General features: G+C 56.6%; 18 protein-coding genes. 14 read left to right on the top strand and 4 right to left on the bottom strand.

The window, feature by feature from the left end:
* Positions 1 to 3 precede the first annotated feature (3 nt).
* From kdsA to FQB27_RS12120, 13 genes are all read left to right on the top strand, one after another.
* Positions 4 to 834 (top strand): 3-deoxy-8-phosphooctulonate synthase, encoded by an 831-nt coding sequence (kdsA, locus tag FQB27_RS12060; protein ID WP_169561285.1) that lies wholly within the window; start codon positions 4 to 6, stop codon positions 832 to 834.
* Between the two features lie 39 nt (positions 835 to 873).
* Positions 874 to 2,145 (top strand): phosphopyruvate hydratase, encoded by a 1,272-nt coding sequence (gene eno, locus FQB27_RS12065; protein ID WP_169561286.1) that lies wholly within the window; start codon positions 874 to 876, stop codon positions 2,143 to 2,145.
* A gap of 154 nt (positions 2,146 to 2,299) precedes the next feature.
* Positions 2,300 to 4,768, top strand: a complete 2,469-nt coding sequence (locus tag FQB27_RS12070) for an ATP-binding protein (protein WP_169561287.1) — start codon at positions 2,300 to 2,302, stop codon at positions 4,766 to 4,768.
* Positions 4,769 to 5,505: 737 nt separating this feature from the next.
* Positions 5,506 to 7,782, top strand: coding sequence for an autotransporter family protein (locus FQB27_RS12075; protein ID WP_169561288.1), 2,277 nt, complete (start codon positions 5,506 to 5,508; stop codon positions 7,780 to 7,782).
* Positions 7,783 to 7,993: 211 nt separating this feature from the next.
* Positions 7,994 to 11,170, top strand: coding sequence for an autotransporter family protein (locus FQB27_RS12080; RefSeq protein WP_169561289.1), 3,177 nt, complete (start codon positions 7,994 to 7,996; stop codon positions 11,168 to 11,170).
* A gap of 283 nt (positions 11,171 to 11,453) precedes the next feature.
* Entirely contained in the window at positions 11,454 to 13,958 is a 2,505-nt protein-coding gene (locus FQB27_RS12085) for an autotransporter family protein (protein ID WP_169561290.1), read from the top strand.
* Positions 13,959 to 14,168: 210 nt separating this feature from the next.
* Positions 14,169 to 14,483 (top strand): FtsB family cell division protein, encoded by a 315-nt coding sequence (locus FQB27_RS12090; protein WP_169561291.1) that lies wholly within the window; start codon positions 14,169 to 14,171, stop codon positions 14,481 to 14,483.
* Between the two features lie 296 nt (positions 14,484 to 14,779).
* Entirely contained in the window at positions 14,780 to 15,796 is a 1,017-nt protein-coding gene (pdhA, locus tag FQB27_RS12095) for a pyruvate dehydrogenase (acetyl-transferring) E1 component subunit alpha (protein ID WP_169561292.1), read from the top strand.
* 49 nt (positions 15,797 to 15,845) lie between these two features.
* A complete protein-coding gene (locus FQB27_RS12100) occupies positions 15,846 to 17,243 on the top strand; it encodes a pyruvate dehydrogenase complex E1 component subunit beta (RefSeq protein WP_169561293.1) in 1,398 nt (465 codons plus the stop codon).
* 13 nt (positions 17,244 to 17,256) lie between these two features.
* Complete coding sequence (locus tag FQB27_RS12105) at positions 17,257 to 18,567, top strand: pyruvate dehydrogenase complex dihydrolipoamide acetyltransferase (protein WP_169561294.1); 1,311 nt, start codon at positions 17,257 to 17,259, stop codon at positions 18,565 to 18,567.
* A 10-nt stretch (positions 18,568 to 18,577) separates the two neighbouring features.
* On the top strand, positions 18,578 to 19,981 hold the full coding sequence (gene lpdA / locus FQB27_RS12110) for a dihydrolipoyl dehydrogenase (RefSeq protein ID WP_169561295.1): 1,404 nt from the start codon (positions 18,578 to 18,580) through the stop codon (positions 19,979 to 19,981).
* Between the two features lie 46 nt (positions 19,982 to 20,027).
* Entirely contained in the window at positions 20,028 to 20,978 is a 951-nt protein-coding gene (gene lipA / locus FQB27_RS12115; protein WP_169561296.1) for a lipoyl synthase, read from the top strand.
* Positions 20,979 to 21,014: 36 nt separating this feature from the next.
* The gene (locus tag FQB27_RS12120; protein ID WP_169561297.1) at positions 21,015 to 21,485 is read left to right on the top strand and encodes a type II toxin-antitoxin system RatA family toxin; all 471 of its coding nucleotides are present in this window, start codon (positions 21,015 to 21,017) and stop codon (positions 21,483 to 21,485) included.
* On the opposite strand, the gene FQB27_RS12125 is transcribed toward FQB27_RS12120, so the two are convergent.
* The 4 genes from FQB27_RS12125 to FQB27_RS12140 all read right to left on the bottom strand — a co-directional run bounded on the left by FQB27_RS12125 (position 21,462) and on the right by FQB27_RS12140 (position 24,918).
* The gene (locus FQB27_RS12125; protein WP_169561298.1) at positions 21,462 to 22,709 is read right to left on the bottom strand and encodes an APC family permease; all 1,248 of its coding nucleotides are present in this window, start codon (positions 22,707 to 22,709) and stop codon (positions 21,462 to 21,464) included. The two genes, FQB27_RS12120 and FQB27_RS12125, sit on opposite strands and share 24 nt — an antisense overlap.
* Before the next feature lie 93 nt (positions 22,710 to 22,802).
* Positions 22,803 to 23,303, bottom strand: a complete 501-nt coding sequence (locus FQB27_RS12130; protein ID WP_169561299.1) for a CinA family protein — start codon at positions 23,301 to 23,303, stop codon at positions 22,803 to 22,805.
* Entirely contained in the window at positions 23,300 to 23,779 is a 480-nt protein-coding gene (locus tag FQB27_RS12135) for a phosphatidylglycerophosphatase A family protein (RefSeq protein WP_169561300.1), read from the bottom strand. The genes FQB27_RS12130 and FQB27_RS12135 overlap by 4 nt, the downstream gene beginning before the upstream one ends.
* Positions 23,776 to 24,918 (bottom strand): bifunctional 2-C-methyl-D-erythritol 4-phosphate cytidylyltransferase/2-C-methyl-D-erythritol 2,4-cyclodiphosphate synthase, encoded by a 1,143-nt coding sequence (locus FQB27_RS12140; protein WP_169561301.1) that lies wholly within the window; start codon positions 24,916 to 24,918, stop codon positions 23,776 to 23,778. The genes FQB27_RS12135 and FQB27_RS12140 overlap by 4 nt, the downstream gene beginning before the upstream one ends.
* 130 nt (positions 24,919 to 25,048) lie before the next feature.
* On the opposite strand from FQB27_RS12140, the gene dusB reads away from it, so the two are divergent.
* On the top strand, positions 25,049 to 26,035 hold the full coding sequence (dusB, locus tag FQB27_RS12145; RefSeq protein ID WP_169561302.1) for a tRNA dihydrouridine synthase DusB: 987 nt from the start codon (positions 25,049 to 25,051) through the stop codon (positions 26,033 to 26,035).

Below are 26,035 nucleotides of genomic sequence, written 5' to 3' on the forward strand. Positions count from 1 at the left end.
AAGATGACTATTCCCAAGCGTGTCAAAATCGGCAACTTCGAGGTCGGGAATGACCTGCCGCTGGCAATTATCGCCGGACCGTGCCAGATGGAAAGTGAAGATCATGCCATGGACATGGCCGGACGCCTTCACGAAATGACACAAAAACTGGGAATGGGGCTTGTCTACAAATCCTCATTCGACAAGGCCAACCGCACATCGATCAGCACCAAGCGGGGATTGGGTCTGGAAGCCACGCTTCCGGTTTTCGAACGTATCCGCAAGGAATTTGATATTCCCGTCCTGACCGATGTGCACGAACCCTATCAGTGCGCCGAACTGGCCACGGTTATTGACGTCCTGCAAATCCCGGCCTTTTTGTGCCGCCAGACCGATCTTCTGATCGCGGCGGCCAAAACCGGGAAGGTCGTCAATGTGAAAAAGGGGCAATTCCTTGCCCCTTGGGACATGAAAAATGTCGCCAACAAACTGATTGAAAGTGGCAATGACCAGGTTCTCCTGACCGAGCGCGGCGCCAGCTTTGGCTATAACACGCTGGTCAGTGACATGCGCGGCCTGCCGATCATGGCAGAAACCGGATTGCCGGTTGTCTTTGATGCGACCCATTCCGTGCAGCAGCCGGGCGGGCAGGGAACCACATCGGGCGGTCAGCGGGAATTCGTTCCGGTTCTGGCCCGCGCCGCGGTGTCCGTCGGGGTCGCCATGGTCTTTATGGAAACCCACGAAGACCCGGACAATGCGCCCTCTGACGGGCCGAACATGGTCCCGATCCAGCAACTGGAAAAACTTCTGACAGACCTTCAGGCTTTTGACCGTCTGGCAAAAAGCCTTTGATCCCCCCCACCTAATAGATTGATTGACGGGAAATCTAACATGAGTGCAATTCTTGATATTATCGGTCGCGAAATTCTGGACAGTCGCGGCAATCCAACGGTTGAAGTTGACGTTATCCTGGAATCCGGTGTCATTGGTCGCGCCGCTGTTCCTTCCGGTGCCTCAACCGGCGCTCATGAAGCTGTTGAACTGCGGGATGGTGGGGACCGTTACAAAGGCAAGGGCGTCCTGAAAGCCGTTGAAGCCGTCAATGGTGAAATCTTTGACGCCATCGCCGGTATGGATGCGGACGACCAGATCGCCATCGACCGGGTCATGATGGAACTGGATGGAACCCCGAACAAGGCGCGCCTTGGTGCCAACGCCATTCTGGGTGTCAGTCTGGCCGTTGCCAAGGCCGCAGCCGATGATACGGGCCTGCCGCTTTATCGGTATGTTGGCGGGGCGTCTGCCCGCACGTTGCCGGTTCCCATGATGAACATCATCAATGGTGGCGAACATGCGGACAACCCCATTGATATTCAGGAATTCATGATCATGCCGGTTTCCGCCAGCAATATTCGTGAAGCCATTCGCATGGGCGCCGAGGTGTTCCACACCCTGAAGAAACAGCTTTCCGACGCCGGTCACAACACCAATGTGGGTGACGAGGGCGGCTTTGCCCCGAATATCGGCGGTACCCGTGACGCCCTTGATTTCATCATGAAATCCATCGAAGCCGCCGGCTACAAACCGGGCGAGGATATCTATCTGGCACTGGATGCGGCATCCACTGAATTTTACAGCGACGGTAAATACAACCTGAAAGGCGAGGGCAAGGTTCTGTCCGCCGAGGAAATGGTTGAGTATTACGCTGAACTGGTCAACGACTACCCGATCATCTCCATCGAGGATGGCATGTCCGAAGATGACTGGGATGGCTGGAAGCTGCTGACCGACCGGATTGGCGACAAGGTTCAGCTCGTCGGTGATGACCTGTTCGTTACCAACCCGGCCCGTCTTGCGGACGGTATCCAGCAGGGCGTCGGCAACTCCATTCTGGTCAAGGTGAACCAGATCGGCAGCCTGACAGAAACACTGGAAGCTGTCGAAATGGCCCATAAGGCTGGCTATACCGCCGTCATGTCTCACCGCTCCGGTGAAACCGAAGATGCCACCATTGCCGATCTGGCCGTTGCCACCAACTGCGGTCAGATCAAGACAGGCAGCCTTGCCCGTTCCGACCGGTTGGCCAAGTACAACCAGCTTATCCGTATCGAGGAAATGCTGGGCACTGCAGCGGAATATGCCGGGCGGTCCATCCTGAAATAATTCAGGACAGTTCGGCAAAAAGCACACGGGGCGGCCTCAGGGTCGCCCCTTTTTTTATGGGGGTTCGGGGTTACACCAAATAATATCTTTATTGATATACTAAATTAGACTAAGGTGGTATTGGCGCAAACGGTCATCACTGCAAGGATCAGACATGACAGAGGAAACGCGTGCTACTATGGCGAGGCTGACACCCATCCTGATCATTCTCGCCTTTACCGGTCTCTCCATCGCTTGCTGGTCCTATCTGGAAAACGGATATCGGCAACAGGCCCAAAGCCGGATGGAAGCTGAGGCCGGGTCGGTTGGCACCCTGATCAAGCTGGATCTTGAAAGCGGTATTCCGGCATTGAAACGCATGGTCAGCCGGTGGGAAACCAATGGCGGCCTGAAAGAGCGCGAATTTATCAGGGATGCTGAAAACTATGTCCGGGATATTCCCGGATTGCAGGCGATCGAGTGGGCCGACCCGGATTTTGTCATCCGCTGGGTGGCCCCCCTGCAAGGGAATGAGGCTGCCGTCGGGCTGAATGTGAAGTTTGAAAAGCGGCGGCGCGAAGCCCTTGAAAATGCCCGCCTCAGTGAATTTCCCACCCTGTCCCAACCCATCAATCTGGTACAGGGCGGGAAAGGCATTATTTCCTATCTGCCTGTTTACACCCAGTCCGGTTTTGATGGCATGATCATTGCCGTGTATCGCACCGACAAATGGCTGTCCAACCTGCTCGAAAAGCACTGGGAGGGGGCGGGGCGGCTTGGCATTTCCGTTCACATGAACGATACCACCATTTATGAAGATCCGCTTTATGCCGCTGCCAAGCCGGACGAGGGGCCCCATACCCGCACCACAGAAGTCTATGGCCAAACCTTTTCAATCTCTGTTGTTCCGTCATCAGGGCTGGCCACGGGCCCGTACCCGTATCTGTCCTATCAGGTGGCGGGGGCCCTTTTCCTTGTCGGGCTGCTCATTGCCTTTGCGGCCTATCGGATGTATCCCCTGAAACGCCAAAATCTGGAATTGCGACGCGAAAATACATTGTTGCTGCGCCAGAGCCGGGAAAATTACCGGGCGGAAAACATGGCCCGAACAGCGAACGAGGCCAAGACCAAGTTTCTGACCGGCATGTCCCATGAAATCCGCACACCGTTAAATTCCGTCCTTGGTATCCTGCAACTGGTGGAAAAGGAAAACCTGCCGGCGGATGTGGCGCAGAAACTGGCCTCCGCCCGCAAGTCAGGGTTTTACTTGCTGAACCTGATCAACCAGGTGCTTGAATTTACAAAAATTGAAAACAAGACAGTCGAGCAACTGGACGAGGATTTCACCGTCAGCAACCTTGTCCGGGATGTGCACGCGACTTTCAGTGCACAGGCCAAGAGGAAAGGGATCAATTTCGATTACCGGTTCATCGGGCCAGAGGATGAACGCCTGCACGGGGACTATAATCATATCCAGCAGATCCTGTTCAATCTGGTATCCAATGCGGTCAAATTTACGGAAATGGGGACGGTGTCCATTCTGGCCCGGATTCACCAGATTGCCGAGGATCGGTATCGCCTGTTGTTTGAAATTGTCGATACCGGACCGGGAATTCCCGAAACTGACCTTGAGGCCATTTTTGAGGATTTCTGCAAGTCTGATGCGGGCATCAATGATGGCGGCGGGTCCGGCCTTGGCCTTAGCATTTCAGAGGAACTGGCCCGGATGCTGGGCGGGACCATCACGGTTGAAAGCACGGTCGGAACCGGGTCCGTCTTCAAGTTCTCCGTAGAGGTCCGAACCGCCTCGGAACGGCAGCATGTGGATACGGAAAGCCCGGTCGCCAACAACCCGATCCCGCCAAAATCCATTCTGGTGGCAGAAGATAACAACACCAACCAGATGATCATTCGCGAAATGCTGAAAATGGATGGGCATTCAGTGGTTGTGGTCAATGATGGCATGGCGGCGGTTGAGAAAATCCAGGAGAACCCCGCCGGCTATGATCTTGTTTTCATGGATATTCAGATGCCCGTCATGGACGGGGTGGAGGCAACAAAGGCCATCCGATCCATTGTGCCTGCCGCCAGTGACCTGCCCATTCTGGCACTGACGGCCAATGTCTATCCTTCCCAGATCGATCAATATGCCGCTGCCGGAATGCAGGACACCCTGACCAAGCCCATTGTCCAGAACGAGTTGCGCGCCGTTCTGAATACCTATCTTGGGGCGTCGACAAAAAAAAGACAGGATGCTGACACAGGAACCGAGGGACAATTGGGCGATGTCATTGACCTTTCCGTCCTTGGTAACCTGTTGGACATGATGAACAACCGGGCGGGCAGGGCACTTATTCATTCCATCCGCCGCAACCTGCAAAAAGACGCGGCCCGTCTCCGCTCAGAGGATTTGCCAACGTCCGAAATTGTCATGATCAGCCACGACATCGCCGGGCTGGCGGCGAATACCGGCATGAAACGGCTGGCCGCCCATGCGAAAAATGTTGAAATTGAAATCGAGGAAACCCAAACACCGCAAGCCCTTGTTGCGCCCCTGATCCTTGAGCTTGAACTGGCCCTGTTCGAACTATCGAAAGCCCTGCCATCCCTGTTCACCGATGAAGGGGAACAAAAGACAGGCTAACGCACCAGCCTTCAACAAGGTTTCCGACCACCTGACTGATCCTGCCTGACAAATCAGAGGCCTTCGCTCCGCTGGGCCTTCTGATCCACCGCATCAATATGTGAAAAACGCCGCCCCGGAACAGATATTTTCGGGGCACCCCAGTTACATCATAAGGGTTAAACCCTTTTTTCTATAGAATATTTACCTAAAATATGATCAAACTTCACGAAATATTGGGTTGTTCAATCAAAATTGACGGACCGTAACAGGGGTGGATTACTGGCAGAAGCCTTCAGGTGGGGACAGATGGCGTATCGTTCCAGACTGGCATTACGACACCCGGAACATGATGCGAAAACAGCACTGAGAGCCTCGAAATGATGCACAAAAACCGCCGCATGGCTAAATCCACCGTCAGCGCCCTTGCCATTCTGGGCGCCCTGTCGTCGTTGCCTCTTTCCCATACCCAGGCAAACGCGACCCCTTCCTATTCCTGTACCCCAACAATGGTAATCTCGGATACAAAAACCTCGACTTTTTCCACTCCTACCGGGGCATCCCTTCATATTACGGCAACGGGAGTATTGGAAAAGGGGTTGATGGCAATTTCGGCAAATCCATCTTATGGCTGTATCCAGAATGACGGTATTATCAACAGCTTGGCACCTCCTATCAATTCTGCAATCTTTTTATCTAAAGTTGCAGAAGGCTCCATTATTAACAATGGCACAATTACTGGCACCACAAATGGCATTATGGCGAATTCGGCTCTTGTGAAAAAATCCCTTGTTAATACAGGGACCATCAATGTGTCCCAAAGCACAGGCCTTGGGATTCGGCTGCAAGGTGGGACAACGATCGAAGGTGATATTTACAACAGTGGTACCATGAATGCGGGGGTTGAGTTTTTAGATGCCTCCAACCTGCATGGCGACTTGATCAATACGGGGACCATTACCCAAAAGGGGTCCGGTATCAAACTTGTTGGCTCTACCATTGGGGGGACCCTTCGAAATGCGGGAACCATCAACTCCTCAACCATGGGCGGATACGGGATTTCCCTTGAAGGCAGCACTTCCGTTGGCGCTGTGGAAAATAGCGGGACCATCACAACGGGGGTTTATGTTGCCGGGGCAACGGTTGCAGGCGGGATCGTCAATACGGGAAGCATTTCCGACGAGGGGTCAAGCGCCGATTTCGGCATCAAAATCACCAGCAGTTCAACGGTTGGCAAGATCGAGAATGAGGGCGTCGTTTCCGGCAGCAATTTCAGCCTGTGGGTCGATGGCTATGCGGATGACATCACCATCCGCGGTACCGAAGCCCGGCTTGTCGGCGATGTGATGGCTGGTCAGGCCATGCTGGTCCTTGCCTCCGGAAGTGAATTCACCACTGAAAATGCCTTCTTTGTTCGCGGCGTCACCGTGGAGGATGGCGCCACCCTCATCCTGAACGATCAGGCCAGTTCCAGCGGCTCAATACAGAGCGGCACCTTTGCATCAAGCGGGGTCGCCAATGCCGGTATTATCGTGGTGCCCGCCGGAACCCGGGCCATGATCCGCGGGGATTACACCCAGACGGGGGCGCTGCAGGTCGGAGCCAACAGCGCCGCCGACTATGGCCAACTGGAGGTAACAGGCACGGCCACCGTGGGCAATGACATGAAGATCATTGTGGATGTCAGCACGGGCAATACCCTGCTGGAGGGGGATGCCCTGTCCGATATCCTCACGGCGGGAACCCTTGTCGGCGCCAACAGCTTTACGGTCACCGACACTTCCTACCTGTTCGATTTCGAGGCGACCCGCGATGGCAATACGGTAGACCTAAGCGTGACTCTTCCCCCGGCTCCCGTTGATCCGACAGAGCCGGAAGACCCCTCCACCATGGGCGGAACCGTCAGTGGGGCAACCCGCGGCGAGGGCAACCTTCCGGCGGGCGGCGCGGCCCGGGTGATGGACGATTTGATTGACCGCTTTGTCAGCAATGGGACCAGTGGCAACCCCGAGATGGACCGGGTCATTGGCCAGCTTGGCACCCTTGGCAACCGTAAACAGGTTTCGGATGCGGCCAGCCAGATGCTGCCAGCCCATCATGGTGGTCCGTCGCGGGTGATTGGCGGCACCATCCGCGGCACCAGCCAGAGCGTTCAGGCCCGGCTTGGCGGGCAAGGGGGGCAGTCCAGCGGCGAAGCCCTGCTGGAGGATCGTCATTTCTGGGCCAAGCCGTTCGGCAGTTGGACAGATCAGTCCGACAGGAGCGGTGTCTCCGGCTATAGCGCCACCAGCTATGGCATGGTCTTTGGCGCCGATGCCGAGGTGGCGGACAGCACCCGCCTTGGGCTTGCCTTTTCCTATGCCAACAGCAATGTGGACGGCAACTCCAACGTGGCCCCGCAAAATATGAGCGTGGACAGTTATCAGCTGACAGCCTATGGCGCTTACGCCCTGACCGGTGCGACCCAGCTTGATCTGCAGGCGGATATGGGGCTGCATCAGAATGACGGCAGCCGCCATATTGGCTTCATGGGGCAATCAGCCAAGGCAGATTACAACAGTTGGAGCGGCCATGTGGGCGCGGGCGTCACGCACCGCCTTGATATTGCGGAAGGCACCCGCCTGACACCGGGCCTCCGCGCCGATTACACCCGGATCCATGACCAGTCCTACCGCGAAAGCGGGGCAGGGGCGCTGAACCTGCGGGTTGATGACAACCGCACCAGTGCGTTTCTGGTGACACTGGAAACCGGGTTCGAGCAGGACCTGACTGACCGGGTCACCCTGACGGCCAATGCGGGTGTGTCCTATGACATGATCAATGACCGGGCCAGTATTACCTCTGCCTTTGCCGGAGCGCCGGGCGCCAACTTCACCACGCAAGGGATCGATCCCAGCCCGTGGATTGGCCATGGCGGCCTTGGGCTGGATGCCAAGCTGACCGATACCATGACCCTCAGCGTCAACTATGATCTGGAAGTCCGCGAGGATTTCAACAGCCAGAGCGCCTCCGCCAAGCTCCGCTGGGCCTTCTGATCCACCGCATCAATATTTGAAAAACGCCGCCCCGGAAAGTCACTTTTCCGGGGCTTTTTTGTATGGACTGTTGCTGCCTCAAAAATGTCACGTTCAAATTTTATGAAAATAAATCATGTTGAAATCTAAATATTTAATCCTTAATTCCTATATATACCGGCCGGGATGACCGTCGGTGTAAAAGTTGAGTAATCTGTATTAGGTGAGTTTTATGAATAGCGCGTTTTATAAAAAGAAAAATAAGCAATTCCGCGAAAATTGTGCCTTTTCAACAATTCGCCGAACGGCCAAGTCCAGTTCCAGTTTTGCCGTTCTGTTGATGGCGGCGGCCGTCGCAAGCCTTGCCCCCGGTGATGCCACCGCAGACAGCTGCCCGACCCCGACAACCATATTAGGCACCAGCAGCACGGACACCTGTACGCTGACCACGGGCGAGTCCGTATTGATCACCGAAGATGGCAAGATTGTCACAAGCGGAACCGACGATGGTATCGTTTTTGTCGATGGGGCGGATCGCATTGAAAACCGCGGCACAATTCACAGTGCCGACAAGGGGATTTACGGGCATACCATTGTCCTGACCGGCGACCTGATCAACTCTGGTCTGATCCAGTCTGACAGCGATCATGCCCTTCACTTTTATCTTTCGGACATTCAGGGCGATATCAACAACTCCGGCACCATTGATGCTGTCGAGCGGGGCATCTATGGCTTCCAAAGTTCGCTGTCGAACATTTTCAATTCCGGCCTGATCACGTCAGACACGAACCACGGGATCTATGTCAACGTTACAGACGTTCGGGGAGACATTATCAATTCCGGCACGATCGACGTTGCTATTAACGGCATTCACGCCAAAGACAGCCAACTGACCGGTCTGATTGAAAACACCGGGACCATTGAAGCCCTGTCGAATGGCATTTACCTGTTGAGGAGTGATATTACTGGCGGCGTCACCAATACGGGCGACCTGCTGACGGGCGCAAACGGGATCTATCTGGAAGAAAGCACTGCCGGGGGCAGCGTCACCAGCAGCGGAACCATTGATGCCGATAGTGATGGTTTTTATATCAAAAACGCCACGATCAAGGGGGACCTGATCAATACCGGGTCGATCACAGCCTATAATGAAGGGTATGATATCGACAGGCAGTCCACCATTGAAGGCAAGGTCGCCAACGAAGGAAGTATTATCGCCGAGGATGGTCAGGGCATTGAGGTGGATGAAGACTCCCATGTCCATCAGGGCCTGTTCAATACCGGAACCATTCAGGCAAATGAAGACGGGATTGCGGTTTCCACAAATTCCATCGTGGATAAGGGCCTGCACAACAGCGGAACCATTCGATCCGTCGCAACGGGGGTTCCGGGCCTGCAACATAATGCTATTCGAATTTATGCAAATGGTCAGGTTAACGGCGGCGTGCATAACAGTGGCACCCTGCAGGGGGACATGATCGGTGTTGCCCTTGAAACAGGCGGCACGATTGCGGGCGACCTTGTCAATACCGGCACCATCGAAGGCCAGACCATTGGTGTGTCAATCGACGCGGGCGGGAATATCACTGGTAAGCTCGTCAACAGAGGGACCATCCAGGGCGGCATTGCCGCCGTCCAGTTTGAACCGGCTTCCTATCTGGGGAACCCGGCAACCACCACCCCGATCGAGGTTGACGGGAGCGATGCCCGTTTCATCGGTGATGTCTTTGCCCCGGATGCAGGCATGATCCTCAAGACGGGGACCGATCATGCCATGGAGAGCGCCTATTACCTGAAAAGCCTGACGGTCGAGGAGGGGGCCACCTTTACCCCGGACAATGCGACTTCCACTTTCGCGGGGAACATCCACCCGACCATCATGGCAGCGGAAGGGTTCGATCTGGCGTCATCGCTGAACATCTCCGGTGGCCTGAATAACGCGGGTACCGTTGTGATTAAAGCGGGTCCGACCATTCGCCTTCATGGCGGGTATACCCAGAGCGGTGTGTTCCAGGTTCAGATCAGAAGCGCCAGCGATCATGGCCAGCTTGCCATCAGCGGTGCGGCAGACCTTGGACCTACCATGAAGATTGATGTGGATGTCACCGCCGATAACAGTCTGTCCGTCGGCGAGGGGATCGACGATATTCTGGTCGCGGATGGCGGTATTACCGGGGCCGATGCCTTTTCTATCACCGACAATTCCGCCCTGCTTGATTTTACGCCGGCCAAGGATGGGAATACCATTGATCTGGTCGTTGAAAAGGGACTTAGCGTAGAAGAGGCCATCACCAACGAGGGCAATACCCCCGGGGAAGGCGCCGCCCAGGTGGTGGATGACCTGATTGACGAGTTCATCGAAAACGGCACAACCGGAAATGCGGAAGTGGATCAGGTTCTGAACACCTTGGGAAGTCTGGCGACGCAAAAGGAAGTCTCTGACGCCATTCGTCAGGTGCTCCCCCTGCATGCAGCCAGTCAGCCACAGGTGGTTATTGGCTCTATCCGCAAGACCGGACGTATCATTCAGGCCCGTCAGGAAGGGCAGCTGGGTCATTCCAGCGGTGACAGCCCGATCAGCAGCGAACATGCGTGGGTCAAGCCCTTCGGTAGCTGGACCGACCAATCCGACCGAAACGGCGTTTCCGGTTTCAGCGCCAACAGTTATGGCCTGTCGCTTGGTGCCGATGCCATGATTGGCGAGCGTTCCCGGCTTGGTGTGGCGTTCTCCTACACCAACAGTAATGTGAACAGCAATTCTACTGTCGCCCGGCAGAAGTCCGACATGGACAGCTATCATCTGGCCGTTTACGGCAGCTATAGCCTGACAGGCGCGACCCAGTTGAACCTGCAGGCGGATGCCGGGTTGCATGACAATGAGGGGACCCGTCAGATTGACTTCATGGGACAGGCGGCCAAGGCCGATTACAATAGCTGGAGCGGTCATTTGGGGGCCGGTGTCGCCCATCGCCTTGAGGTTGCGGAAGGGACCACCTTCACACCGGGCATTCGCGCCGACTATATTCATATTTACGACCAGTCCTATCGCGAGAACGGGGCCGGGGCCCTGAACCTGCATGTGGACAGCACTCATACTCAGGAATTTCTGCTGACAGCGGAAGGCAAGGTTGTTCACGACCTGACCGACCGGGTCTCCCTGACGGCCAATGCGGGTGTGTCCTATGACCTGATCAACGATCAGGCCAGCATCACCTCTGCCTTTGCCGGGGCGCCAACGGCCAGCTTCACCACCGAGGGGCTTGATCCCAGCCCGTGGATTGGCCATGGCGGCCTTGGGGTGAGTGCCAAGCTGACCGATACCATGACCCTCAGTGTCAATTATGACATTGAGCTGCGCGAGGATTTCAACAACCAGAGCGCCTCCGCCAAGCTCCGCTGGGCCTTCTGACCCTTGAAAACTGCCCCTGAAAAGAAGCGCCCCGGAAGAAATCACTTTTGGGGCGCTTTTGATTTGCGGCGAAAATACGGCCTATTCCTTATTTTCTGTTTGCAGAAAGTGAATGTTCGTCATATTGAAAGTTGATTGAAATATATTTGAGTACCTATCTTTACGATGGTTTGAAGAAGCAGGTAGCGTAGGGGTTCTTTTCTGCCTGTGGGGAATTTTTTACATGAGAGTTGGGCAAATGGCCGCGTTCCAGGACGGAAGAAAAAAATCAACGTCATCCACGATGAAAATCAAAACCCTTGGCAAGTCCTCTTGCAGTCTTGCTGCCCTGCTGGTGGCCATGACCGCCTCCGGCATGGCCGTTGCGGGCCCGGGAGAATCCTGCATTGGAACCACGACAACGATTACGGGGGCCGTCACAGAGGGGTGTATTCTGGAGGTCGGCGAGTCTCTGATCATTGAGGAAGGGGGCAGCCTCAGTGCCGTAGGCCAACCCAATATTTTGGTTTCAACAAATGATGGTGCACGGCAGATTGACAACTACGGCAGAATTGAAGGACCGGTACACGGAATTATCATTGATCGGGCTGTTTTTGATGGAGACATAAACAACTGGGAAACCGGTGTGATTTCCACAGGACTCCGAGCAGTTGATATACAGGACAGTACCCTCAACGGAAACCTGAATAATGCTGGACTGATAGAATCAGGGATTTCCGCTATTCATCTGGAAGAGAGTATCCTAACCGGAAGCATCAATAACAGCGGCACCCTGCGCGTTTATGAAGATGAGGACCCATCACTGTTTATCGGGCACAGTCAGGTCAAGGGCGATATTGTCAATTCCGGGACCATCTCCGGTCCTATCGGGATCATGATGAATGGGATATCTGTTGTTGAAGGGGATATTATTAACAGTGGCACCATTGACGGTGAAGAAGTGGGAGTGGGGATCGCCCCGGAATCAGAACTCCGCGGCCGCCTAATCAACTCCGGGACTATCAAGGGTATGGCAGCCTTATATTTTATCGGTGGGATGCCTGGTCTTGATCTGGAAACGGCGCCCATTGATATTGTCGGCACCGACGCGCGTTTGGTTGGTCTGGTAGCGGCGCCCGGATCGGACTTCACCCTCAAGTCCGGTGCCCATTTCACCCTTGAAAACCACCATAGTGTTGCCAGTGTTCTGGTTGAAGAAGGCGCCACGTTCGTTCTAAGTGAAGTAGCGGACAATCCCATTCTGGATGATCCACTCTCTTCAGTGTATTTGGGAATGAAGAATGGTGACGACGTTACAACCAAGAACGGCTTTACAAACGCCGGTACGGTTTATATCCCCGCGGGTCAAGTGGTTACGCTCAACAGTGACTATGTCCAGACCGGCGTGCTGCGCATCGGGGCCGACAGCAAAACCAATTACGGCCGTCTGGTGGTCCTGAAGTCCGCCAATCTTGGGCAAACCATGAAGATCGATGTGGATGTGACCACAGGCAACAGCCTGTCCGTCGGCGAAGGACTTGCGGATATTCTGGTGGCCGATGGCGGTATCACCGGGGCAAACAGCTTTGCTGTCACCGATAATTCCACCCTGTTCAATTTCGCGGCGGTCAAGGATGGCAACAGCATCGACCTGACGGTTCAAAAAGGCCTGACCGCAGAAGAAGCGGCTAATAATCAGGACAATACACCGGGGGCCAATGCGGCCCGCCTACTGGACAACCTGATTGCCGACTTCATGGCAACCGGCACGACCGGCAGCCCGGAAATGGATCAGGTGCTGAACACTTTCGGCAGCATGACCACGGAAAAAGAAGTCTCTGACGCCATCCGTCAGGTGCTGCCGCTGTTGACCGGCGGTCAGTCACAGGCCACCGGCGGCGCCATTCGCAAGACCGGCCGTATCATTCAGGCCCGTCAGGAAGGGCAACTGGGTCATTCCAGCGGTGACAGCCCGATCAGCAGCGAACATGCGTGGGTCAAGCCCTTCGGTAGCTGGACTGACCAGTCCGACCGGAACGGCGTCTCTGGCTTCAGTGCGAACAGCTATGGTCTGGCCCTTGGTGCCGATGCGGCAATTAATGACCGCAGCCGGATGGGCGTGGCGTTTTCCTACGCCAACAGCAATGTGGATGGCAATTCCACTGTCGCCCGCCAGAAATCCGACGTGGACAGCTATCAGCTGGCCGTTTACGGCAGCTACAGCCTGACCGACGCGACCCAGATCAACCTGCAGGCGGATGCCGGGCTGCATGACAATGAAGGCTCCCGTCAGATTGCCTTCATGGGACAGGCCGCGAAGGCCGATTACAATAGCTGGAGCGGCCATGTGGGCGGCGGGCTGACCCACCGTCTTGATGTGGCGGAAGGCACCACCTTCACGCCGGGCATTCGCGCCGACTATACCCATATCTATGACCAGTCCTACCGCGAAAGCGGGGCCGGGGCCCTGAACCTGCATGTGGACAGCAACCATACACAGGAACTGCTGCTGACAGCGGAAGGCAAGGTTGTTCACAGGCTGACCGACCGGGTCTCCCTGACGGCCAATGCGGGCGTGTCCTATGACCTGATCAATGATCAGGCCAGCATCACCTCGGCCTTTGCCGGGGCGCCAAGCGCCAGCTTCACCACCGAGGGACTTGATCCCAGCCCGTGGATCGGCCATGGCGGTCTTGGGGTTGAGGCCAAGCTGACCGATACCATGACCCTCAGTGTCAATTATGACATTGAGCTGCGCGAGGACTTCAACAACCAGAGCGCCTCTGCCAAGCTCCGCTGGGCCTTCTAAGCCCCGGCGATCGAGAAAGGCAAGACACAGGCCACGGAAGATAGCTCTTCCGTGGCCTTTTTTGTTTCTGCCTCTAAGGGGTGCAGCAGGGCCAGGCAGCAGGTGAGGGGTGTGCTTTTATTCTCTCCATAAAAGGGGACCGGTCTTAAAATCCGGGGCGTGATCCATAATTCGGTTGACCGGGACCGGTGAATTTGATTCAGTAGTGTCATGAGCATCCGTTATGAAATACGCAAGCGTGTGAAGGCTGGCGCGGCCCCCATTCTGGGGCTGCTGGCCATTTCGTATTTCAGCTATCACCTTGTCGAGGGCGACAGGGGGTTGTTTGCCTATCTCAAGCTGCAACATGAGATCGAGAAAGCGGAAGCCGAATACCAACTGACCGAGATTGAGAAGAAACGCCTTGAAACACAGGTGAATCTGCTGCGTGCCGAGAATCTGGATCTGGACATGCTGGAGGAGCGGGCCCGCCATGTCTTGGGGCTGGCTCATCCGGATGAAATTGTCATCTACAAAGACAAATAAGCCTGTTGTCGCGTAAAATACCGTTTGTTGCGTTCTTTCGTTCCTGTTGTTTTCCAAAATTACAATCCGTCCCGTTTTGCGGGACAGCTTGTTTCGTCGGCAGGATTATTTTCTGGAAATTGTGGATTTTTTGCTGCATCGCCACATAATTAACCCGATTAACTGTAATTTCGTTAATAACGTTCATTCCCTTGCCAGACCAGTCAATTTGATCCACATTCCTGCCCATGACACCCTGTTCGCGGACAGGTAAATGGTTGCTTGCAACACAGCAATATTCAGACGAGGGAGATATCATGGCACCCAAAGCCACGACCACTGGTACCACCACCCGCAAACGCAGAACCCCCGCCAAAATCGACAAGGAACAGGTCCAGAAATACTATCGGGACATGCTTCTGATCCGCCGCTTTGAGGAAAAAGCCGGCCAAATTTACGGCATGGGCCTGATTGGCGGTTTCTGCCACCTGTATATCGGTCAGGAAGCTGTGGTTGTCGGCATGCAATCCACCATCACACCAGACGATGCCGTGATCACCTCATACCGCGATCACGGGCATATGCTGGCTTGTGGCATGGACCCGAAAGGTGTCATGGCGGAACTGACCGGACGGGAAGGGGGCTATTCCAAGGGGAAGGGTGGCTCCATGCACATGTTCTCGAAAGAGAAGAATTTCTATGGCGGTCACGGGATTGTCGGGGCCTGCGTTCCGCTTGGAACCGGTCTTGCGTTCAGCCAGAAATATCAGGGTACCAACAACATCACCCTTTGTTATATGGGCGATGGCACGGTCAACCAGGGTCAGGTTTATGAAAGCTTTAACATGGCCGAACTTTGGAACCTGCCGGTTGTCTATGTGATCGAGAATAACGAATACGCCATGGGAACGTCGGTCAAGCGGGCCTCGGCCCAGACCGAACTGTACCGGCGCGGCGAAAGTTTCAACGTTCCCGGCGAACAGGTGGACGGCATGGATGTATTTGCCGTTGCCGAAGCGGGCCGCAAGGCCGTTGAATGGGTCCGCAGCGGAAAAGGACCCTATATCCTTGAAATGAAAACCTACCGTTACCGCGGTCACTCCATGTCTGATCCGGCGAAATACCGGTCCAAGGAGGAAGTCAACAAGAAGCGCGCCGAGAGTGATCCCATCGAGCGGGTTCGCGAGCGTCTTCTGAACGACAAGGTCTATACCGAGGACGAACTCAAGGAAATCGACCGCGAGGTCAAGGCGATTGTTGCCGAAGCTGTCGAGTTTGCGCAGGAAAGTCCGGAACCGCACCCGGACGAACTGATGACGGACATCGTCGCCTGAAGACAGCACACCAGAGAGCAACACAGTAGTAACGAGGGGAAATCCTGACATGCCAACAGAGATTTTGATGCCGGCCCTGTCGCCGACAATGACAGAAGGTAAACTGGCTCGCTGGATGGTCAGCGAGGGAGACACTGTTTCTTCCGGCGACGTTCTTGCCGAAATTGAGACAGACAAGGCCACCATGGAAGTGGAAGCCGTTGACGAAGGCGTCGTCGGCAAGATCCTTATTCAGGCGGACACGGACAATGTGGCCGTCAACACACCGATCGCCCTTCTTCTGGAAGAAGGCGAGGACGCCTCTGCCGTGGAGGGCTTTTCCGCAAGTGCAGCACCGGCGGCACCACAGACAGAGAGTGCACCGGAAGCGGCATCCGCACCGGCCCCCGCTGCGGCTGAGGTTATTATTGAGGCCCGCGGCGATGCCTATGACGCCAGCGGCGAAATTCCGGCTGGAACCGAAATGGTGAAAATGAGCGTCCGCGAAGCCCTTCGCGATGCCATGGCCGAGGAAATGCGCGGTGATGAGCGAGTGTTCGTCATGGGTGAGGAAGTCGCCGAATATCAGGGCGCCTATAAGGTAACGCAAGGGCTGCTGGATGAATTTGGCGCCCGCCGGGTGATCGACACCCCGATTACCGAGCATGGTTTCGCCGGGATCGGCGTCGGGGCCGCCTTCCACGGCTTGCGCCCGATTGTGGAGTTCATGACCTTCAACTTCGCCATGCAGGCCATCGACCAGATTGTCAACTCTGCGGCGAAAACCCGCTATATGTCCGGTGGCCAGATGGAAAGCCCGATCGTGTTTCGCGGGCCGAACGGCGCCGCCTCCCGCGTGGGCGCGCAGCATTCCCAGTGTTATGCCGCATGGTACGCCCATGTGCCCGGCCTGATCGTGGTGGCCCCCTATAGCGCCGCCGATGCCAAGGGCCTTTTGAAATCCGCCATTCGGAACCCGAACCCGGTTGTCTTCCTGGAAAATGAAATCCTGTATGGACAAACCTTTGATGTGCCGGTTCTGGACGATTTCACCGTTCCGCTTGGCAAGGCAAAAGTGGCCCGCCCCGGAGAGGATGTGACCATCGTATCCTTTGGCATGGGCATGTCCTATTCCCTGCAGGCCGCGGAAAAACTGGCGGAAGAGGGCATTCAGGCAGAAGTGATTGATCTTCGCACCATTCGCCCGATGGATATGGATACAGTTCTGGCATCGGTACGGAAAACAAACCGCTGCATCACCGTCGAGGAAGGCTGGCCGCAGCATGGTGTGGGATCGGAAATCGCCGCCCAGATCATGGAAAAAGCCTTTGACTATCTGGATGCGCCGGTCATTCGCGTCTCCGGCAAGGATGTTCCCATGCCTTACGCCGCGAACCTTGAAAAGCTGGCCCTGCCCAGCGTCAAGGAAGTCATCGACGCCGTGAAATCAGTCACCTACACGTCATAAGGGGAATTCAGGGATGCCTATCACCATTACAATGCCAGCCCTGTCGCCCACCATGACCGAGGGCACGCTTGCCAACTGGCAGGCCAAGGAAGGCGACCAGATTGCCTCCGGCGATGTCATTGCCGAGATCGAAACGGACAAGGCCACCATGGAAGTGGAGGCCGTCGATGAAGGCCGCCTTGCCAAAATTCTGGTAGCGGGCGGCACGGAAAATGTCGCCGTCAATACGCCCATCGCCATTCTTCTGGAAGAAGGCGAGGATGAAAGCGCGCTTGAGGGCTACGCCGTCGGCGGCGGTACCGCCAAACCTGCGGAAGAGGCCGCACCGGTCACAGCCACCGCAACAGACGCACCCGCTCAGGCACCGGCAGCACAGGCAGCAGCCCCGCAAGCCACGTCAAGCGCCGCTGGCGGGCGGGTCTTTTCCAGCCCGCTTGCCCGCCGCATTGCCAGCGACGCCGGCATCGATATTAAACAGGTTTCCGGCACCGGCCCCCACGGCCGGATCGTCAAGGCGGATGTGGAGCAGTTCATTGCCGTCGGTGGCAAAGCCCCGGCAGCGGCCGCACAGGCGGCAGCCCCGCAAGCCCCTGCAGGCGCGGCCCCCGCACTGGCTACATCCCAGACACCGCCCCATGCCGGGGAGCATGTGGAAATTCCGCTGTCCAGCATGCGGAAAACCATCGCCAAGCGCCTGACCGAAGCCAAGCAGACCATCCCGCATTTCTATCTGACGATCGAATGCGAACTGGATAATCTTCTGGCCACCCGCAAGGAATTGAACAGCCGGTCTGACGATTACAAGATTTCCGTCAATGATTTCATCATCCGGGCGGCGGCACTGGCCCTGAAAAAGGTCCCCCACGCCAATGCCATCTGGGGCGGCGACAAGATCCTGCAATACAAGGATATTGATATTTCGGTGGCGGTGGCCATTGACGGCGGCCTGATTACGCCGGTTGTCAAGACCGCCGACCAGAAGGGCCTTGCCTCCATCTCAAACGAGATGAAGGAACTGGCCGGACGGGCCAAGGACGGCAAGCTGATGCCGGAAGAATATCAGGGCGGATGTTTCTCGATCTCCAACCTCGGGATGTTCGGGATCAAGGAATTCTCTGCCGTTATCAACCCGCCGCAATCCGCCATTCTGGCCGTCGGGGCAGGGGAGCAACGTCCCGTCATCCGCGATGGCGCCGTTGCCGTGGCAACCGTCATGAGCTGTACCCTGTCCTGTGATCACCGGGTGATCGACGGGGCGGTGGGCGCGGAACTGCTGAAATATTTCAAGGGCTATATCGAACAGCCCCTGACCATGATGCTGTAAGGAGAGCCCCATGTCTGACAAGAATTTTGATCTGGTCGTCATCGGCTCTGGCCCGGGCGGCTATGTGGCCGCCATTCGCGCCGCCCAGCTTGGCCTGAAAGCCGCGGTGATCGAACGCGAACATCTGGGTGGCATTTGCCTGAACTGGGGCTGTATCCCCACCAAGGCGCTGCTGCGGACCGCCGATATTTTTACCAATATCAAGCATGCGGAAAGCTTCGGCATCAAGGTCGAGAAGGCCAGTGTCGATCTGGCCGCCACGGTGAAACGTTCTCGTCAGGTGGCGGCGCAGCTTTCCGGCGGTGTGTCCGGTCTTTTGAAAAAGAACAAGGTCACGGTGATCGACGGTCACGGCAAGCTGGCTGGTAAAGGCAAGGTTGAGGTCTCCCGGAACGGGAAACCGGTCGAAACCGTGTCCGCCCAGCATATCATTCTTGCAACCGGTGCCCGCGCCCGGACCCTGCCGGGTCTGGAGCCGGACGGAAAGCTGGTCTGGACCTATAAGGAGGCGCTTGTCCCGGATACGGTTCCTGAAAAACTGCTGGTGGTTGGCTCTGGTGCTATCGGGATCGAGTTTGCCAGCTTCTTCAACGCCATCGGGTCAAAAGTGACCGTGGTCGAGGTTATGGATCGCATCCTGCCCGTGGAAGATGCCGACATTTCCGCCCTTGCGGAAAAAAGCTTCAAGAAGCAGGGCATGACCATTCACAAGGCCACCACGGTTTCCGCCCTGAAGAAATCGGCAAATTCCGTCACCGCCACCTTCAAGGACAAGAACGGCAAGACCAGCGAAGACACCTTTGATCGGGTCATTCTGGCCGTCGGGATTGTCGGCAACGTCGAAAATCTGGGCCTTGAGGGCACGAAGATCAAGGTGGATCGCACCCATATCGAGGTGGATGAGTTCTCCCGGACCGGGGAGCCGCGCGTTTATGCCATTGGCGATCTGACCGGTCCGCCGTGGCTGGCCCACAAGGCATCCCACGAAGGGGTCATCTGCGTCGAGAAGATTGCCGGCGAAAAGGATGTTCACCCGCTGAACACCGCCAATATTCCGGGATGTACCTATTGCAATCCGCAAGTGGCCTCCGTCGGGATGACAGAGGAAGCGGCGAAAAAGGCAGGGTATGAGCTGAAAGTCGGCAAGTTTCCCTTTATCGGCAACGGCAAGGCCATCGCCCTTGGGGAACCGGAGGGCTTGATCAAAACCATCTTTGATGCCAAAACCGGCGAGATGCTGGGCGCGCATATGATCGGAACCGAAGTTACAGAGTTGATTCAAGGCTACGGCATTGCTAAAACCCTTGAAACAACGGAGCTGGAGCTGATGCATACCGTCTTCCCGCATCCGACCTTGTCAGAGATGATGCACGAATCCGTGCTTGATGCCTATGGCAAGGCACTCCATTTCTAAAGGAGTGACAAACCTTTTTATTGAGACCATGTAGATTGGCACCATCATGAGTGATACCGCACCGATCCAGCCTCGGGTAAGACATCCTGAGAAAGCGCATAAACCGGACAACCCGATCAAGCGCAAGCCGTCCTGGATTCGTGTCAAGGCACCGGTTTCCAAGACCTATCACGAAACCAAGGAATTGATGCGGGACCTGAACCTGACCACTGTGTGTGAGGAGGCCGCCTGTCCCAATATCGGTGAATGCTGGGCGAAAAAGCATGCCACCATGATGATCATGGGGGAAATCTGCACCCGCGCCTGTGCCTTCTGCAATGTCTCAACCGGCAAGCCCAATGCCCTTGATCCGTTCGAGCCCTTCAATGTGGCGAAAGCGGTCAAGACCATGGGGCTTGAGCATGTGGTCATCACATCCGTTGACCGGGACGATCTGGCCGACGGCGGTGCACAGCATTTCGCCGAGGTCATTCAGGCCATTCGCGAGGCGACCCCGAACACCACCATTGAAATCCTGACACCGGACTTCCTGAAAAAGGACGGTGCACTTGAGGTCGTGGTCGCCGCCAAGCCCGATGTGTTCAATCACAACCTTGAAACGGTTCCGAAACTCTATCCGTCAGTGCGGCCGGGGGCCCGCTATTTCCATTCCTTGCGTTTGTTACAGCGGGTCAAGGAAATCGATCCGGGCATGTTCACCAAATCCGGCCTGATGGTCGGACTGGGCGAGGAGCGAGACGAAGTTCTACAGGTGATGGATGACATGCGCGTTGCCGACATCGATTTCATTACCATCGGGCAGTATCTGCAACCGACCATCAAGCATCACGCCCTTGACCGGTTCGTCACCCCCGAAGAGTTTGCCGCCTATGAACGTCAGGCCTACAACAAGGGCTTCCTGATGGTCTCGTCATCGCCTCTGACACGCTCCAGCCACCATGCCGGCGAGGATTTCGCCAAGCTGCGGGCCGCCAGAGACAAGGCATTGTCGAAGTAAGTTCCGTCCATTGTTTCCGGGTTGACGAGTAAATTCATGCCGACACATGCCGAACAACGTATCCTGCCCTACACACCGCAGCAGCTTTTCGATCTTGTGGCTGCGGTGGAGAAATACCCGGAATTCCTGCCGTGGTGTGTGGGTGCGCGGATCAAGGAAAACCGGAATGATATCATTTTGGCGGACCTTGTTATCGGCTTCAAGATGTTCCGCGAACGCTTCACATCCCGCGTCACCCTGAACCGGGACGACAACCATATTGATGTGGAATATATGGACGGGCCGTTTCATTACCTGAACAACCACTGGAAATTTGAGGAGCATCCGGAGGGCTGCAACATCGATTTCTTTGTGGATTTCGAGTTTCGGTCCGCGATCCTGCAAAAGACCATCGGCCTTTTGTTCAACGAGGCCGTGCAGCGCATGATTGCCGCCTTTGAACACCGGGCAGAGGCCCTTTACGGCGAACAGACCGCCGCTTGGCTAGCCCGCCAGGAAACGCGCTGAAATAAGACCGACACAGGTCAGTGTTCCCAGCACCGGGACCAGCATCGGAACCGTATAGACCGTTTCGGCCACCGGTTCCGTCTGCCGGATTTTCAGCAGGATCAGGGCGATATTCACAAAAAAGAAAACTGTCAGCACGATCAGTGAGGTCGTTTCGGCCAGTCGTCCAATGGGCAGGAAATAGGCCAGAAACAGAATGATGCCGACAACCACCAATGTGGCATGGATCGGTGTTCTGGTGACCGGATGAACTGCCGCGAACCATTCGGGCAGGGTTTCCTGCTTGCCCATGCCGTATATGACCCGCGATGCCATGATGGTCTGGATCAGGACCCCGTTCAGGGTGGCAAAAAACGCAACGGAACCAAAGAATTTGGCAACCCAGACCGGCCCGGACGCAAAGATCAGGGCAAGCGGGGCTTTTGATCCGGCAAGGTCCGCCAAGGGCACGACCAGAACCGCGACGGACACCACCAGAACATACAGGATCGTGGCAACAATCAGGGTCAGGAAAATCCCCCTTGGCATTGTTTTATATGGGTTTTTCACTTCCTCGGCCACATTGGCGATATCCTCGAACCCGACGAACGCAAAGAAGGCCAGAAGACCCGCACTGAGGATACCACTCCATGCGGCGGCCTCGAACGGCGGGATCAACTTGCCCACATCCTTGATACTGTCCGGCTCTAACGACACGCCAAAATAAATAACCATGATCAGGCCACCGATTTCCACCAGCGTCACCAGCGAAGCGACCGACACCGATTCCAGAATACCCCAGATGGAAATCAGCCCGACGGACAGAATGATGGCGCCAAGAAGCAACCAATGGGGAAGGGGGATCAGGGTTTGAAGATAGGCTGCGGCCCCAAGGGAGACAGCCGCCGACGACACCACCCCGGACGCCACCACCAGAATGCCGATCAGGGCAGACAGGCGGGACGACCGGAACCCGTCCTTCACATAGGCCGCTTCACCCGCACTGACCGGATAGCGGGTCGCCAGTTCCGCATAGGAAAAGCCCGTAAAAGCCACCACAATGGCCGCACAGACAAACGATATCGGCGCATAATATCCGGCCTTGCCAGCGGTTTCCCCCACCAGCACATAAATTCCTGCGCCAATGGTGACCCCAAGCCCGTACAGAACCAGCAACGGCAGGTTCAACCGGCGCTGTAAGGCAGGCTGTTCCCCGTGGTCTTCTGATACCGGTTGCGTCCCCATATTTCCTTTGCTCCCCCTGCAAAACAGGATCTTCAAGAAATATTAGGGTACTTTCATAATCAGGAAAATTCTTTTAACGCGGCAGCAAGCGGATCAGGTCTGCCGCGCCGCCTTCAGCAGCATTTCAAGGGCGGTCTTGACCGTGGCCAATCGCACTTCCGTGCGGCCAATATCGCCGTAATCCATCTGCCTGTGTTCGGCCACGCCGTCCCGCGTTGCCGTGGCCAGATGCACCCGGCCCGCCGGTTTGTAGTCACTGCCCCCCGGACCGGCAATCCCGGTCACGGCCACCGCCAGATGGGACGACGACTTTTGAATGGCGCCAGTGGCCATTTCACGGGCGGTTTCCTCGGCCACGGCCCCGACGGACCGCAAGGTTTCCGCGCGCACGCCCAAAACCTGCATCTTTGCCTTGTTGGTATAGGTGATAAAGCCGCGATCCACCACGGCGGATGACCCGGCAATATCTGTCAGCGCCCCGCCAATCAGGCCGCCCGTACAACTTTCCGCCGTTGCCACGAACCAGCCCCGTTCCTTGCACGCATCCAGAACCTCGGTCGCCAGAGCCACAATATCATCCGGGTAGATACTCATCCCATCACCTGTTTCAGAATATAGACACACACCGCCGCAAAAAGCCCGGCAACCATATCGTCGGCCATGACACCAAATGCCCCCTTCAGGGACCGGTCCATCCAGCGGATCGGCCACGGTTTCCAGATGTCGAACAGGCGGAAAAAGAGGAACGACGCCGCCCACAGGACAGGGTTCATTCCGGCAATCAGAAGCGGCACCCACTGACCGGCCACTTCATCCACGACCACTTCGCCGGGATCAGACTTGCCGGTTTCCACCAGATAGACATTGGTCGCCCATGTGCCGATTACGAATATGATGGGGATGGCAATGGCAAGGGCATTGGGTCCCCCCAGCCAGAAAATTCCGATCCCGAAGGGCAGGGCGGCCAGTGATCCTGCGGTCCCCGGTGCCCGGGGGCTAAGGCCGGACCAGAACCAGGTGGCAATGATGGTTGTCAGTTGAAATTTTCCGGCGGCGGCAGTCTTTGTCATTCCGGCAACCTCACTGTGGTGATGGCCTGTGCGGCGATGCCTTCCCGGCGGCCGGTAAAGCCCAGCTTTTCCGTGGTGGTGCCCTTGACCGAGACCCGTGACGGGTCCAGCCCGACAATCTCGCCGATGCGCTGTCTCATGGCCTCCCGATGGGGGCCGATTTTCGGGGCCTCGCACATGATTGTCAGGTCAATATTGGCTATCCGGCCGCCCCGTTCGGTGACAAGGCTGGCCGCATGGGCCAGAAACCGGTCAGACGAAGCCCCTTTCCACTGATCATCGCTTGGCGGAAAGTGGGTGCCGATATCCCCTTCACCGATCGCCCCAAGGATGGCGTCGGTAATGGCATGCAGGGCCACATCCGCATCCGAATGGCCTTTCAAGCCGCGTTCATACGGGATTTGAACGCCGCCAAGCCACATGTCCCGGTCATCGGCAAAGGCATGAACGTCAAAGCCAAGGCCGGTTCGAATATCCGTCAGTTCCTGTGAGGTAATAATCTTCACATCCTCCCGGGTGGTGATTTTCGTGTTGCCCGCTTCGCCCGCAATCCACTGCACCGGGATACCGGCCAATTCGGCAAGGGCGATATCGTCGGTTACCGGCCTGCCCCGGAAACGCTCATGCGCCTCCATGATCGGGCCATAGCGGAAACATTGCGGTGTCTGGGCCGCAACCACGCTGTCCCGATCCACTGTGCCGGTAATCCGGTCCCCGTCAACGGATTTGAGGGTATCGACCATGGGCTGCGCTGGCAGAACAGCCGTGTGATCCTTCAGCGCAGCAAGGCACCGGTTGATCAGGTCCGGCGTGAAAAAGGGGCGGGCCGCATCGTGAATGAGAACCTGATCCGGTGCCAGCGGGGCAAGGGCTTCAAGGCCGTTTCGCACGCTGTCCTGCCGGGTGTCGCCGCCGGGGGCAAAGGGCAGAAGGTCCAGCCCCGCGACGGCTTCCTTGTATAAATCCTCGTCCCGGGGGTTGATCACCACCAGAACATGGTCGATGCCGTCCGCGTCCAGAAACCCGCGAACGGTTCGGCGCAGCACCGTTTCCCCGGACATTTCAAGATATTGCTTCGGAAAGTCCAGACCGGTCCGGGTGCCGCTGCCTGCGGCCATGATAAGGGCTATGGTTGTCATGGGCGTGACATTAGAAGCGTCCTCCCCGCCGATCAACTAAAATGACATGACCGGCAGGAAACGGGTTGCTCACGGTTTAAACTCCTCTTATATTGCACAAAAGTTAGTCACATGGAATTCTGCACAATAAATGACCATTCAGATCGGCACTATCCCTCTTAAAATGCCTGTTCTTCTGGCGCCCATGGCGGGCATCACCGATTTACCCTTTCGGCGGATCGTGTCCCGGTTCGGGGCCGGGCTGGTCTTTACGGAAATGGTGGCCAGCAAGGCCATGGTGGCGGAAACCCGCCGATCCTTGCGCATTATCAAGGCCGATAAGGGCGATATGCCGGTGGCTGTCCAGTTGGCGGGCTGCGACCCCGAGATCATGGCCGACGCCGCCCGTATCAACGAGGAGATGGGCGCGGAAATCATTGATATCAACATGGGCTGCCCGGTCAAGAAGGTGACCTCGGGCATGGCGGGGTCATCCCTCATGCGGGATCTGGATCATGCGGGTAAAATCCTACGGGCGACCGCCGGGGCGGTGAATATTCCTGTGACCCTGAAAATGCGGACCGGTTGGGATGATGACAGCCGCAACGCCCCCGAACTTGCCCGCATCGCCGAGGATGCCGGGATCAGGATGCTGACGGTTCATGGCCGCACCCGCTGCCAGTTTTTCAAGGGCCGGGCAGACTGGTCCTTCATTCGCGAGGTCAAGAAGGCCGTCTCCCTGCCGGTTATCGCCAACGGGGATATCCAGACCCTTGAGGACGCCCGAGCTGCCCTTGATCAATCCGGGGCGGATGGCGTGATGGTGGGGCGGGGCGCCTATGGCCGCCCGTGGTTCGTCTCGCAGGTCGCCGCCTATCTTGAGCTCGGAGAAGAACGGCCCGATCCCACCTTCACCGAACAGAAGGACATTGTTCTGGAACATTACCGGGGCCTGATCGATCTGTATGGCGAACGGGTCGGAACCCGGGTCGCCCGCAAGCATCTGGGTTGGTATTCCGAACGCCTGCCAGAGGGCGAGGCCTTTCGCGCCCGTGTGATCCGCATGGATGACTGGCGGCAGGTGGTAGAGGAAATCCACGCCTTTTATGATGGCCTTTCCGGTCAGGAGGCGGCGTAG

The organism is Sneathiella chinensis, from assembly GCF_012720115.1.
Taxonomy (GTDB): domain Bacteria; phylum Pseudomonadota; class Alphaproteobacteria; order Sneathiellales; family Sneathiellaceae; genus Sneathiella; species Sneathiella chinensis.